General features: G+C 68.3%; 14 protein-coding genes. 6 read left to right on the top strand and 8 right to left on the bottom strand.

The window, feature by feature from the left end:
• Positions 1-140: 140 nt before the first annotated feature.
• Positions 141-1244, bottom strand: coding sequence for a Leu/Phe/Val dehydrogenase (locus Psi02_RS26650; protein ID WP_203978402.1), 1104 nt, complete (start codon positions 1242-1244; stop codon positions 141-143).
• 137 nt (positions 1245-1381) lie between these two features.
• On the opposite strand from Psi02_RS26650, the gene Psi02_RS26645 reads away from it, so the two are divergent.
• Entirely contained in the window at positions 1382-2254 is an 873-nt protein-coding gene (locus tag Psi02_RS26645) for a DUF8083 family protein (RefSeq protein ID WP_203978401.1), read from the top strand.
• A gap of 318 nt (positions 2255-2572) precedes the next feature.
• Entirely contained in the window at positions 2573-2776 is a 204-nt protein-coding gene (gene bldC, locus Psi02_RS26640; protein WP_013133571.1) for a developmental transcriptional regulator BldC, read from the top strand.
• Positions 2777-2924: 148 nt separating this feature from the next.
• On the opposite strand, the gene Psi02_RS26635 is transcribed toward bldC, so the two are convergent.
• Positions 2925-3629, bottom strand: a complete 705-nt coding sequence (locus Psi02_RS26635) for a TetR/AcrR family transcriptional regulator (protein WP_203978400.1) — start codon at positions 3627-3629, stop codon at positions 2925-2927.
• A gap of 247 nt (positions 3630-3876) precedes the next feature.
• On the opposite strand from Psi02_RS26635, the gene Psi02_RS26630 reads away from it, so the two are divergent.
• The 4 genes from Psi02_RS26630 to Psi02_RS26615 all read left to right on the top strand — a co-directional run bounded on the left by Psi02_RS26630 (position 3877) and on the right by Psi02_RS26615 (position 8115).
• On the top strand, positions 3877-4980 hold the full coding sequence (locus tag Psi02_RS26630; RefSeq protein ID WP_203978399.1) for a LacI family DNA-binding transcriptional regulator: 1104 nt from the start codon (positions 3877-3879) through the stop codon (positions 4978-4980).
• Between the two features lie 127 nt (positions 4981-5107).
• Positions 5108-5374, top strand: coding sequence for a hypothetical protein (locus Psi02_RS26625; RefSeq protein ID WP_203956486.1), 267 nt, complete (start codon positions 5108-5110; stop codon positions 5372-5374).
• A gap of 66 nt (positions 5375-5440) precedes the next feature.
• Complete coding sequence (locus tag Psi02_RS26620; RefSeq protein WP_203978398.1) at positions 5441-6301, top strand: N-acetylmuramoyl-L-alanine amidase; 861 nt, start codon at positions 5441-5443, stop codon at positions 6299-6301.
• 179 nt (positions 6302-6480) lie between these two features.
• On the top strand, positions 6481-8115 hold the full coding sequence (locus tag Psi02_RS26615) for a beta-N-acetylhexosaminidase (protein ID WP_203978397.1): 1635 nt from the start codon (positions 6481-6483) through the stop codon (positions 8113-8115).
• A 174-nt stretch (positions 8116-8289) separates the two neighbouring features.
• Here Psi02_RS26615 and Psi02_RS26610 read toward each other — a convergent pair whose 3' ends face one another.
• From Psi02_RS26610 to Psi02_RS26585, 6 genes are all read right to left on the bottom strand, one after another.
• The gene (locus Psi02_RS26610; protein WP_203978396.1) at positions 8290-10437 is read right to left on the bottom strand and encodes a heavy metal translocating P-type ATPase; all 2148 of its coding nucleotides are present in this window, start codon (positions 10435-10437) and stop codon (positions 8290-8292) included.
• 33 nt (positions 10438-10470) lie between these two features.
• Positions 10471-10674 carry a heavy-metal-associated domain-containing protein gene (locus tag Psi02_RS26605; RefSeq protein ID WP_203978395.1) on the bottom strand — a complete coding sequence of 68 codons (204 nt, stop codon included), beginning with the start codon at positions 10672-10674 and terminating at the stop codon, positions 10471-10473.
• 44 nt (positions 10675-10718) lie between these two features.
• Entirely contained in the window at positions 10719-11771 is a 1053-nt protein-coding gene (locus tag Psi02_RS26600) for a quinone-dependent dihydroorotate dehydrogenase (protein WP_203978394.1), read from the bottom strand.
• 23 nt (positions 11772-11794) lie between these two features.
• Positions 11795-12115 (bottom strand): STAS domain-containing protein, encoded by a 321-nt coding sequence (locus tag Psi02_RS26595; protein ID WP_239095173.1) that lies wholly within the window; start codon positions 12113-12115, stop codon positions 11795-11797.
• Between the two features lie 13 nt (positions 12116-12128).
• On the bottom strand, positions 12129-12857 hold the full coding sequence (locus Psi02_RS26590) for a GAF and ANTAR domain-containing protein (RefSeq protein ID WP_203978392.1): 729 nt from the start codon (positions 12855-12857) through the stop codon (positions 12129-12131).
• A 65-nt stretch (positions 12858-12922) separates the two neighbouring features.
• Positions 12923-13393 (bottom strand): GAF domain-containing protein, encoded by a 471-nt coding sequence (locus tag Psi02_RS26585; RefSeq protein ID WP_203978391.1) that lies wholly within the window; start codon positions 13391-13393, stop codon positions 12923-12925.
• Between the last annotated feature and the right edge of the window lie 18 nt (positions 13394-13411).

Below are 13411 nucleotides of genomic sequence, written 5' to 3'. Positions count from 1 at the left end.
CCTCATGCGGGGTCGTGCCCGACCCCTCGTCGCTAACGCACCGCGCACCGACGCCACCTGACTTCAGGCGCCAGTCTCTCGTTCGCCTATTACCGTACCTGTTTTGCGCGCTGCTCGGTACGTCGTACGGACGTCGCCGGTCAGCGCCGGAGCCAAATACCCCTCAGACGTCCCATTTCGGACATTCTGCGCTCGGCCAGCCTATCCGCTGCGGCGCTCGGGGGAACGCCTTCCTCATCGGCCAGCTTAAAGATCTTCGATGTGGTGTCGAAGATCTTTTCCGCCCTCGCGCGCGCCCTGGCCATGTTGAAGCCTTCGATCTCGTCGGCGACCTGGATGACCCCACCGGAGTTCACCACGTAGTCAGGGGCGTAGGCGATCCCACGCTCGGCGAGCTGCTTGTCCACACCGGGGTGGGCGAGCTGGTTGTTCGCGCCGCCGCACACGATTTTGGCGTTGAGCCGGGCCACGGTGGCATCATCCAGGGCGCCGCCCAGAGCGCAGGGGGCATAGACGTCGATGTCGGCCGAGGAGAGCGCGACGGCGTCCGCCACGACGTGGATCGAAGGGTGGCGGTGCCGTACGCGATCGACGGCGGTGTCGTTCACATCACAGATCACGACCTCGGCGCCTTCTTCGATCAGGTGGTCGACCAGCCGGTGGCCCACTTTGCCCACGCCCTCGACCCCGACGCGCCTGCCCTTCAGCGACGGTGCGCCGTACACGTGCTCGGCCGCGGCGCGCATGCCCTGGAAGACGCCGAAGGCGGTGAGGATCGAGGAGTCGCCCGCGCCGCCGTGCGCCTCGGTGCGCCCGGTGACGTAGGAGCTCTCTCTGGCGACGACGTCCATGTCCTCGCTGTAGGTGCCCACGTCACAGGCGGTGTAGTAACGACCGCCGAGCGACTCGATGAACCGGCCGTAGGCCCGGAGCAGGGCCTCGCTCTTGTCCGTCGCCGGATCTCCGATGATCACGGCCTTGGCGCCGCCGTGGTCGAGCCCCGCGAGGGAGTTCTTGTACGCCATGGCACGGGAGAGATTGAGCACGTCGGCTAGAGCGGCCTGCTCATCGCCATAGGGATAGAACCGGGTACCCCCCAGTCCCGGCCCGAGGGCGGTGCTGTAGATCGCGATGATCGCGTGCAGGCCGCTGCGCTCATCGGAGCAGAACACGACCTGCTCATGCTTGCCTGATTGGACGACCGGGCTGGGGTCCTTGTGAGAAAGCCCGAAGACGTCAGTCACGGTGGTGACTCCTGATCGCCTATGTACGCCGCCTCGTTGCGGCGATTCCCGCTCAGCTTACCGACGCCATTGCAAAGTGATCATGGAAAATCAGGACAGTGCGCCACATCTTCGCGCCGACGTGGCACGATTCTCGTGTGCTCCCCTACGCCGCCTACCTCCGTGTGTACGAACCGTTGACGGCCTTCGCTCCACGAGACCAGGAGGCGTGGACCGGTTACGCCGAGTCCCGGGACCGGCCGCGCCGAGCCCATGCACTGGAAGTCGAGCACGGGGAGTCCGTACGGAGGCTCATGTACGTGCCGCCGATGCCGGCTCCCGAACAGGAGAGCGCCAACGCCTACCTCCGCCGCCTGGGCGACACGCTCTACGTCTGCCCGTGGCAGAGCAGGCTGCGGTCCTGGCTGGCGTTCACCACGTTCCGCGGCAGCATGTCGATCAAGCTCGCGGACCGGTTCGTCCCCCAGACCGTCGCCGAACGCACGGCGGACGCCTTCGACCGGTTCAAGCGATACGAGCACTCACTGCGGACCCACATCCGGACGAACACCTGGCACGTCCCGACCTCGTGGTTCGTGCCGTTCGACTCGGCCGAGCGCTGGCTGGTCCTCGGCGCCGACCAGGGTGAGACCACGGAGCCCACCGCGCAGACGACGACCGCGCCACCCCGGAACATGCTCTACGTCACGTCGATGGCGCAGGCAAGGCGCAGGGTCGCCAGGGCGCTGGTCGTGATCCGGCGGCACGTCGGCCAGGTCACCACGCTCGGCGAGGTGGAGGAGGTCGGCCGGTGGCTCGAGGAATTCCACCCGCACTCGCTCGTGGAACTCGACTACGGCGGGCTCGTCCATCTCATGGACGACGAGACTCTGCAGAACGACCAGTCCGTCGCCGAGGTGGCGACCGCCCTCGGCGGTTTGGACAACGGTCAGGAAGAACTTGCCTTCGCGATGTACCAGCGAGTGATAGTCCGCTGGAGATCAGTCCAAGCTCTGCAATTCGCAAACTGACGGTAAAGACAGGTCTGTGACCTGCCAAATCAGGTCACGGAACCTTCGATCTCACATCTACGAACTGAGTAGTTTGCCGTTTTCACTGCGATACCACGAAACGTGTCGCTAGAATCACCGAGCGTGACAACAACACGTGGTCGAGACGTTGCGCCCAGAGGGCTCGCCAATCGCACTACGTGGCTGTATGGTCACATCGGGTGATACCGCAAATGATCCTGAAACCGCACCTTATGGATCATTGGGGGACATCCGTGACAAGCGCAGAAAAGTCGCAGGATCGCTGTCGCCGGTCCACACGGAGGAGAGGCCGCACAAATGTCAGCTCGTACACCCGAGGCCGAGCCATTGCTGACCCCGGCGGAGGTCGCAACCATGTTCCGCGTCGACCCCAAGACCGTCACCCGGTGGGCGAAGGCGGGCAAGTTGACATCTATCCGCACGCTCGGCGGACACCGGCGCTACCGGGAGACCGAGGTCCGGGCGCTGCTCGCGGGGATACCGCAGCAGCGCTCCGAGTAGACCACCCGGTCGTCGCCGAAGCAGGGGGGAAGAAAAGACGCGCTCGCGTCACAGATGTGAGCGCGTCGACCACACGCCCGTGGCCACCATGGGTCACGGGAAGGTGTGGGGTCGGCGCCGCCCGCCCGGCGCCTCCCCGGCACTGTGCTCACTGATCGTCAGGCGTCACCCGGTCGGTCCCCCGTCTTGGAGATTCGAGCAGGTGTTCCGCGTCCTGATCACGACGTGCCGCCACCTCGAGCAGGGCGACCATGTGGTCCATGAGCAGCCGCTCCAGCTCGGGCCGGTCGATGTCCCGATGCTCCAGCCAGTCGAGGCCGGCCGTCTCCACTGATGCGATCCACGATCTGAGGGTGATCCGCAAGACGGGTCCGGGCACGCCGACACGCAGCCGGTTCATCACGAGCCGGAAGAGGCGCTGCCGTACCCCGTCGACGATCTCCCCGATCTCCCCCGCCCGGTTCGCCGGGCCGCCTCTGAGCAGCGCCGCGAAGCCGGCCGCGTGCTCTTCCACGAAGTCGAAGTATCGCGCCAGCCCGCGCGACAACTCATCGAGAGGGTTTCCGCCTTCCTGCGGCCTGAGCCGGGCCTCGAGTTCCTTCGCCGCGCTGCGCAGCGCCGCCACGTAGAGCTCCTGCTTGCCACCGAAGTAGTGGTAGACGAGCGCTCGAGAGGCACCCGCCGCAGTGGCGACGTCGTCTATCGAGACATCCTCCGCGTCGTGCCTGCTGAACAGCTCCAGCGCGGCCGCGATCAGTTCCTCGCGCCTGCGGTCGACGCTGAGCCGGCGCCGCGCGGGCCGCGCTCCGGCCGCCCGTTCCGGGTCGTTTTCGGCCTGGGATGTGGCACCCACAGATCGCACACTATCGGGTCGTCCCGGCGTGACGGCGCTAGTTGATCAAGATGCGAATGTGGAAGGATCCACATTTTCCTCGGATGAACATTTGCGCCGATCAGGGGTAGTGCACGGACCTGAGAGCGCTCTTTGGGAGATGCGAACAGACCGGAAAGAAGCAACACAACTGTGAGCGGCCCGTACCCTACGGGCAACTCGATCGTTTGTTGTGTCAGGTGCACGTCCACGCATCGTGGGGAGAACCATGTCAGGACCGTCCATGCAGACCACTGCCCGGAACGACGTCGCGGGCTCGCTGCCCGACGGTGGCTTGTCCGAGGGGTTCAGTCCGCGGCCACGGCCGACGATCCGCAACGTGGCTGAGCGTGCCGGCGTCTCGAAGTCGCTGGTGTCCCTCGTGCTCAGAGGTTCGTCACACGTCAGCGAGCATCGCCGGGAGGCGGTGCTGCAGGCCGCCAGGGAGCTCGGTTACCGCCCCAACGCCGTGGCCCGCAGCCTGGTCGAGGGCCGGACCCACCTCGTGGGCGCTCTGGTGGCCGACCTCCACAACCCCTTCTACGCCGAGTTTCTCGACGGCCTCCAGGAGAGCCTGCACGGCGACGGCCTTCGGCTGTTGATCGGCAGCGGGCGCTGGGACCCCGCGTTCGAGGACGAGGCCGTTGAGGCCTTTCTCGAACTCCGGGTCGACGGGCTCGTCCTGCTCGGCGTCGCCCCCTCAAGCTCCACCCTCGCGGAGGCCTCCGCGTACACGCCCACGGTCGTGGTCGGCGAGCGCGACGTCTCCCTCGGGGGCGTCGACATCGTCGTGGACGACGACCAATTAGGCGCCCGCCTCGCGATCGATCACCTGGTCGAGCTCGGCCACCGGCGCATCGCCCACATCGAGGGCACCCCCTCTTCCGCGGCCCGTTACCGCTGTGAGGGTTATCTGGTGGCCATGCGCCGTCACGCGCTGGCGCCGTACATCATGGTCGAGCACGGAGACTTCACCGAAGAGGGCGGACGGCGCGCGGCGCGTGCGCTGCTGGCGCGCGACCCACGCCCCACCGCCATATTCGCGGCGAACGACATCGTCGCCATGGGCGTTCTCACCGCGGCGAGCGAGTTGGGCCTGCGCGTCCCCGAGGACCTGTCCGTCGTCGGATACGACAACACCCACCTCGCGGCGGTCAACCACATCTCGCTGACCAGCGTCGACCAGCCCCGCAGAGCGATGGGCCGCTCGGCCGCCGCACTGCTCAGCGACCGCATCACCGAGCCCGGCAAGGCCGCCCGCCTGCGCCAGGTGACCCCTCAGCTGATCGTCCGCCGGAGCACCTGCCCCGTTCCAAGCGATTCCCAAAGCTAGGTCAACCGCCGACGTGTCGAATCGCGGACGGTGTTGACTCCGACTGTGACGCCGACCCCCGGCGGGTCGCAGACATCGGGGGGACCCGCCAGGTCGGCGACTATTTCCACGAAAATCGGGGGGATTCATGCGTGATCCGGAGTTGGTCTCCTGCGCCCAGCGCGCCGCGGGTGAGCTCGAGCGGGCGTGGGCCTACTGGCGCGAGGCTCGTGGGCTGCACGCCGAGGACATAGCCGAGTCCGTGGCGAGCTACGTCGCCCATTCGATCGACCATCCATGGGGACGGCCGCGCGTGGTGCTGGGGCTCGACGCGGAAGATGCCCGGGAATTGGCCGCCCTCTTGCACAAGCAAGACGTCGCGGAGCCTGTTTGGGAATCTCGTTTCACGGCATAACGGTCTGATTACGCCCCTTCTACACGTAGGTTGGGAAGCGACAGACCTCCGTGAAGGGATCTTGCCGTGACCAGTCGCAAACTTGCCGCCGCAGCTCTCGTCCTGGCCGGACTGGGAGCCGCCTCCTGCGGCGGTACGGCGAACTCGGACGCGACCCAGGCTGTCACGGAGCCTGCGGCCGCGACCTCCCAGGTCACAGGGATCACCGCGCCGAACGTGAACCCGGCCGACGTCGTGCCTTCGAAGGTCGCCAAGAAGAGGCCGACACGCCCCCTCGCCGGCAAGGTCATCGTGATCGACCCCGGCCACAACGGGGGCAACTTCAAGCACCCTGAGATCATCAACAAGCAGGTCAACGTCCTCACCCAGTGGAAGGCCTGCGACACCACCGGGACGGCGACGAACGACGGGTACTCCGAGGCCTCGTTCACCTGGGACGTCTCGAATCGGCTGGCCGCACTCCTCAAGGCCAAGGGCGCCACGGTCAAGCTGACGCGCAAGAACAACACCGGCGCGGGCCCGTGCATCACCCAGAGGGCGGCGATCGGCAACCAGGCCAAGGCCAACGCCGCGATCTCCATCCATGGAGACGGCGCCCCGGCGAGCGCGCACGGCTTCCACATCATCATGCCGCAGAAGATCCACGGGCCGGTCGACCCGGTCGTGGGCGCGTCCAAGAAGCTCGGCATCGACGTCAGGGACGCGTTCCACTCCGGAACGGGCCTGCCGTACTCGACCTACATCGGGAAGAGCGCGCTCGACTACCGGAAGGACCTCGGCGGGCTCAACCTTTCGACCGTTCCCAAGATCTTCATCGAGTGCGGGAACATGCGCAACGCGAGCGAGGCGGCCAAGTTCAAGAGCGCCGCATTCCGTCAGCGCATCGCCGAATCCCTCGCCAAGGGCCTCCAGAACTACCTCACCTGACCCCTCCCTCGCGCGTGATCATGCATGGGTTCGTGAGTATGCGGCCCTACCTGGGTTTTCTCGAGTCGTGATCATGCACAGGTTCGGTCACATGAGCCCCGACCTGGCACTTTCCGTTTCGTGATCATGCGAGGAAGCGGGTGTCAAGGCGATTCGGGCCGTTTGGCATGATCTGGGGTATGGATTACCTGCTTCCCCGTCCCAAGCTGGCCGAAAAGGCGCCAGGATCGTTCGAGCTCACGCCCGGCGCCGGCGTCTCCGGTCCCGCTCACCTCGTCGACTCCGTACGGCTGGCTCTGGCCGTACTGGACCTGCGACCTGCTGAGACGGCGGCGGTACGGGTGGAACAGGACCCCGGCCTGGGAGACGAGGCGTACCGCGTCACGATCACGGCGGAATCGGTGCTGATCGTCGCGGGCGGGTCCGCGGGCGCCTTCTACGCGGGGCAGACGCTGAGGCAGCTTCTGCCCGCCGAGGCGTTCCGGTCCGCACAATTGCCCGGAACTTCATGGACGCTCCCTGCAGGCCGCATTGAGGATGCTCCGGGGTTCTCATGGCGAGGCGCCCACATGGATATCTCCCGACATTTCCTTCCTAAGCGTGATGTGCTCCGGATGATCGATCTGCTGGCGCTCCACAAGCTCAACCGGCTCCATCTCCATCTGGTCGACGACCAGGGGTGGCGGGTCGAGAGCCGGGCGTTCCCGCTGCTCCACGAGGTCGGGTCCCACCGGGCGCAGACCACGACCAGCCCCTTCGGCGAAGAGTCCACCTTCGACGGACTGCCGCACGGCGGCTTCTACACGCTGTCCGATCTGGCGGAGATCTCCGCCTACGCGCGAGCCCGGGCGGTCACGATCGTCCCGGAGATCGACGTGCCCGGACACGCTTCAGCGATCCTGGCCGCCTATCCGTCGCTCGGCGCCAAGCCCGGCGAGCCGTACGAAGTCCTCGACCGCTGGGGCATCTCGCCGGCGATCCTCTCTCCGCTGCCCGCCACCGTCGAGTTCCTGGCCACGGTGTTCGACGAGATCATCGGGGCACTGGGCCCGGTGCCGTATTTCCACATCGGCGGGGACGAATGCGTGCTGGACGATTGGGCCGCCTCGCCTGAGATCTCCGCGTACCAAGCGGAGCTGGGCCTGGAAACGCCCAGTGACCTGCACGCCTGGTTCCTGCGACGGCTCGCGGACGTGCTGGCCGAGCGCGGCAGCCGTGCCGTCGTATGGGACGAGGCGTTCGTCAGCGGCATGTTGCGGCAGGACACGGTCGTCATGCCATGGCGCGGCCAGGGAGTCGGCCGCCGCGCGGCGGCCGCGGGACACGACGTCGTGGCGACGTCCGTCTTCCCGATGTACTTCGACTACGCCGAGGCCGCCTCCGATGAGGAGCCGGTGGGGATCGGCGACACGGTCACCGTCGAGGACGTCGCCGGCTTCGCTCCGGCGCCCGCCGAATGGACGCCGGACGAGCGTGCCCGGGTGATCGGCGCGCAGTTCCAACTGTGGAGCGAGCGCATCCCCGACAGCCGCACTCTGGACTATCGTGCGTGGCCTCGCGGGTGCGCCGCGGCCGAGATCACCTGGGCGGGAGAGCCTGCCGCAGGCGCGGATTTCCTGCGGCGCCTCGACGTCCATCTCGTACGGCTGGACGCCTTCGGCGTGGAGTACCGGCCCCTGGCGGGCCCCCATCCCTGGCAGCGGGGCGGAACGGGGTGGCGGCGGCACCGGCCGGAGGTCGTGCTCGTGCATGAGGTGATGAACCACCTCGACGAGATGACCCACTCGGCCGAGTCCACCCGTCCCAGCATGTGACCCGTACGTGCATGATCATGGCGAGGGTTCGCACAGGTTGTGAGGCAGGTTCACGAACCTGTGCATGATCACGGCCAGCGTTGGCGCACGTCACACCGCATTCCAACGAACCTGTGCATGATCACGGCCGGAGTTGGCGCAGGCCGGGCCGTGGTTCCACGAACCTGTGCATGATCACGCGCGAGGGTGGGGGTGGAAGTGGCGGAGGCGGAGGCTGTTGGTAACGACGAACGCGCTCGACAGGGCCATGGCGGCACCGGCGATCATGGGGTTGAGCCATCCGGCCGCCGCCATCGGGAGCGCGGCCACGTTGTAGGCGAAGGCCCAGAAGAGGTTACCCCTGATGGTCCTCAGCGTCCGGCGGGACAGGCGGACGGCGTCCGCGGCCACGCGGAGGTCGCCTCTGACGAGGGTCACGTCTGCGGCCTCGATCGCCGCGTCGGTCCCCGTGCCCATGGCCAGGCCCAGGTCCGCCTGGGCCAGCGCCGCGGCGTCGTTGACCCCGTCGCCGACCATGGCCACCACACGGCCCTCGGCCTGGAGCCGCTTGACCACCTCGACCTTGTCCGCGGGCAACACCTCGGCGATCACGTGCTCGATGCCGACGGAGCCCGCCACGGCGTCGGCGGCGGCCCGGTTGTCCCCGGTGAGCAGGATCGGATCCAGGCCGAGGTCCCGTAGATCCCGTACGGCTCTCGCCGACGTCTCCTTGATCGTGTCGGACACGACGAGGACGCCTCGGGGGACGCCGTCCCAGCCGACGGCCACGGCCGTGCCGCCTGCGGCCTCGGCGGCGGCGAGCGCCTCCTCGACCGCGGGCGGCAGGTGCCGTGTCCCCGCGAGCAGCGCGCGCCGGCCGGCCAGCACGACCCGGCCCTCCACGACACCCCTTACACCGAGCCCGGGAAGGCTCTCGAACTCCTCGACCGCGGGGAGCCGGTGATCCGCCTCACGGGCGGCGGCGACGACGGCCTTGGCGACGGGATGCTCGGACGCGTGCTCGACGGCCCCCGCCATCCGCAGCACGTCCTCGGCCGACTCACCGTCGGCGGCCATGACCGCTGTCAGGGACATGCGGCCGGTGGTCACCGTCCCGGTCTTGTCCAGGACCACGGTGTCGATCTTCCTGGCCCGTTCGAGCACCTCCGGGCCCTTGATCAGGATGCCGAGCCGCGCACCCCGGCCCGTGCCGACGAGCAGGGCCGTGGGGGTCGCGAGGCCGAGCGCGCACGGGCAGGCGATGATCAGCACCGCGACGGCCGCGGTGAAGGCGTGCACCACCCCGCCGCCCGCGGCGAGCCAGGACACGAGCGTGGCGGCCGCCAGCACGATCACGACGGGCACGAAGACGCCGGAGACCCGGTCGGCGAGGCGCTGGACCGCGGCCTTGCCCGACTGGGCCTCGGCCACGAGAGCCGCGATCCGCGCGAGCTGGGTGTCCGAACCGACCCGCGCGGCCCGGACGACGAGCCTGCCGCTCTCGTTCAGCGTTGCGCCGGTGACCATGTCACCCGGTCCGACCTCGGCCGGCACCGACTCGCCGGTGAGCATGCCCGCGTCGACGGCCGACACCCCTTCGACGATGACGCCGTCAGTGGCGATCTTCTCGCCTGGCCGTACGACGAACTCATCGCCGACCTGCAACATCCCGATCGGGACGCGGGTCTCGGCGCCCCGACGGATCACCGTGACGTCTTTGGCGCCCAGTTCCATCAGCTCGCGTAGCGCGCTTCCGGCCAGGCGTCTGGCCCTCGCCTCGAAGTACCGCCCCGCCAGGATGAACACCGTCACGCCCGCCGCCACCTCGAGATAGGTGTGGCCCGACGGGGGCCCGGCGAGCAGGGCCCACGACGACCAGGCGTACGCGGCGAGGGTGCCGAGCGAGATCAGGGTGTCCATCGTCGCGGCACCGTGCCGGAGGTTGACCCAGGCGGCCTGGTGGAACGGCCGGCCGCCGTACGCGACGACGGGCGTGGTGAGCGTCAGGGAGAACCACTCCCATCCGGGGAACCGGAGCGCCGGGACCATGCCCACCGCGATGACCGGGACGGCCAGCAGGAGCGACAGGATCAGGCGGTCTTCCAGCGTGTCGCGCGGAGCCACGGGCTCGGCCTCGGGCAGCGCGGCCGAGTACCCGGCCTTCTCGATCTGAGCGATCAGCTCACGGTGGTCGAGATCATCCGGGAAGACCACGCTGGCCTTCTCCGTGGCGTAGTTGACCGCGGCGTGCACGCCGTCGAGCTTGTTGAGCTTGCGCTCGATCCTGCCCGCGCAGGAGGCGCAGGTCATGCCGGCGATGTCGAGCTCGATCCGCGCTGTCATGTCTCCCCCGGGACCCGCGCCGCGTGAGACGGCTCAGGCGACGATCTCGTAACCGGCCTCCTGGACGGCCAGCCGTACGGCGTCGTCGGTGACGCCCTCACCGACGACGTCCAGCCGCCCGGAGGCGAGGTCGACCTCCACGCCGGTCACTCCGGCGAGCTCGCCGACCTCCTCCTTGACGGAGCTGACGCAGTGGCCGCAGGTCATGCCTTGGACGGTGTAGGTCTTCACGCTCATGTCCATCCTTCCGGTACGGGTACCCCCAGAGGGTATTCCATGACTCAGACGGATGTGCCGATGACCTCGCCGATCGATGTGTGACCGTGTCGCCGGACGCGGCGGGCCAGCTCGCGGTGGATCCTCGACGCCCACAGCGGGCCCTCGTAGATCATTCCGGTGTAGCCCTGGACGAGGCCGGCCCCCGCGCACAGCCGGTCCCACACGTCGTCGGCGTTCTCGACGCCGCCCACGGACACGATCGTGAGCCGGTCGCCCACCTTCTTGTGCAACCGCCGCAGTACCTCGAGCGACCGCTCCTTGAGCGGCCGGCCCGACAGGCCCCCCGTCTCGGTGCTGGCGACTCCGGCGCGGCTGATCGTGGTGTTGGTGGCGATGATCCCGGCCAGGCCGAGATCGACGGCGAGATCCGCGACCGCGTCGACGTCCTCGTCGGCCAGGTCGGGGGCGATCTTGACCAGCAGCGGGGTCCGTCCCGCCACCTCCTTGACCGCGGTCAGGAGAGGCCGGAGGAGCTCGACCGCCTGCAGGTCGCGCAGCCCGGGCGTGTTCGGCGAGCTCACGTTGACCACGAGGTAGTCCGCGAGAGGCGCGAGCAGCCGGGCGCCGGTCACGTAGTCCTGTACGGCCTCGGCCTCCGGCACCACCTTGGTCTTGCCGATGTTGACCCCGACGACGGCGGGGATCACCCGAGGCCTGCGGAGCCGTACGGCCGCCGCCGCCGCGCCGTCGTTGTTGAAGCCCATCCGGTTGATGATCGCCCGACTGTCCACGAGCCGGAAGAGCCGCGGCCGGGGATTGCCGGGCTGCGCCCGGGCGGTGATCGTGCCCACCTCGACGTGACCGAAGCCGAAGGCGGCGAGCGCCTCGACGCATCGGGCGTCCTTGTCGAACCCCGCGGCGAGCCCCAGCGGCCCGGGGAACCGGACGCCGAAGGCCTCGACCCTGAGGGAGTCGTCGCGCGGGGCGAGCAGGGCGTGCAGCACCCGCTTCAGGATGGGGAGCGCGGAAAGGACGCGGAGCAGTCTCATCGTCAGATGGTGGACCGCCTCCGCGTCGAAGCGGCTCAGGACCTGCGTGAACACGAATCGATACATCGCGGCCCAGACTATCGCCCGCGTCAGTTGAGACCGGGGTTCGCCTCCAGGCTCATGGGTGTCGTGTCCTCGGGCGTGCTCCGGATGGTCAGCTCACGGTCGAACTCCAGGAGCCGCAGCAGGCGCAGAACCAGCGAGGACGGGCGGACGAGGGTCGCCGTCCCCCCACGCCCGCGCATCCGCTGCTGGACCCAGAGCAGTGTCCTGCAGCCCGAGCAGTCGATGAAGGCGACGCCCGAGAGTTCGAGATCGATGTGCCCGGGACGATACGTCTGCAGGGCTTCGGAGACGCACACGCGCAGCTCCCCTGCCCCCTCCATGTCGAGATCGCCCCGGACCGCCATCGAGATTCCGCCGTCAGACGGCGTGATCTGGATTCGCAACATCATGCGGGCCCTGTTCGCCCAGCAGTTCGGCCGCCAGGTCGGAGACTCTCCGCCTGCTGTCCCTCGCCTGCTTGCGCAAGCCGGTGAACGCCTGTGTGGCCGTCAGATCGTGCTTTCCCATGAGGTAGCCGATGGCGCGCTCGATGACCACGCGGTAGTCCAGCGCGTACTGCAACTGGTCGGCGAGCACCGCCTTCTCGTCCGCCTCGATCGAGGCCACCAGGACCTGCTCGATCACATGCGCGTACGCGTGGAGCGCCTGGACGTCGGAGTCCTCCCACTCATGGGGGCCGTCCTGATAGACGTTCAGCGTGCCCACGGGCACTCCGCCCAGCCTTATCGGGACGCCCGCCACCGCCCGCACCTCCGGGTGCAGCAATTCGGGCAGTTCGGGCCAGCGTGGATCGCTCCTCACGTCCACGGTGGTCACCTCGGTGTCACCCGCGTACGCGGCGACGCAGGGCCCCTGGCCCGTCATCGCCTGCGCGTGCTCCAAGCTGCGGCCACGCTCGTCGGTCGCGAAGAGATACCGGAGAGTGCGATCCTCCTCGGCGAACATCAGACCGGCCCCCGAATATCCGAAGATCCGATCGACGACCTGCACGATGCGCTCGAGGTGCTGCACGATCCCGGTCGCCGTCGTGCTCTTCTGCAGACGGCGCAGACTGGCGACGAGCGCCTCCGGATCGATATGGGTCATTCCATTTCCTCTCGTGAACCTCACCTCAGCGCCGGCGCGGTCGCGGAGAGTCGGCGACTCGGCCATCACATCTGCCCAGACGGGGAGGAATCAGTCCTGCTCTCGGCGAGGACCCGCAAGACGATCACCATGAGCTCGCCGAGACACGAGCCCGTCTGCGCCGCCGCGGGGTCCCACTCCCGGCCGATCCGGGCGTAGAAGTCGAGGACACCGATGAGTTCCGATTCCTCGACGAGCGGCACGGACATGACGGCCCGCACCGGTAGGGCGTGCGCCGCCACGTGGGGGAATCCCAGTGGGGTCGCCGCGTGAAGATCGTTGATCGCGACGAGGTCGCCGCGTACCGCGCTCGCTATGGCCGGGCCGTCCCCGACCGACTCCTGTGCGGATTCCAGCGCGATGCCGTCGTCGTCGGAGGCACCGACCGCCCGGAGGCGATCCTGCCCGTCGAGCAGCATGAGAGCGGCTCCGTCGACCCCGAAGAGGTCGGCCATGCCGACGAGAACGTTCTCGAGAACCACTGGCGCCTGTGCCATGACATGCCATCTCCATGT

This window comes from Planotetraspora silvatica, from assembly GCF_016863315.1.
GTDB lineage: Bacteria > Actinomycetota > Actinomycetes > Streptosporangiales > Streptosporangiaceae > Planotetraspora > Planotetraspora silvatica.
This window is presented reverse-complemented; position numbering and strand designations above follow the sequence as displayed.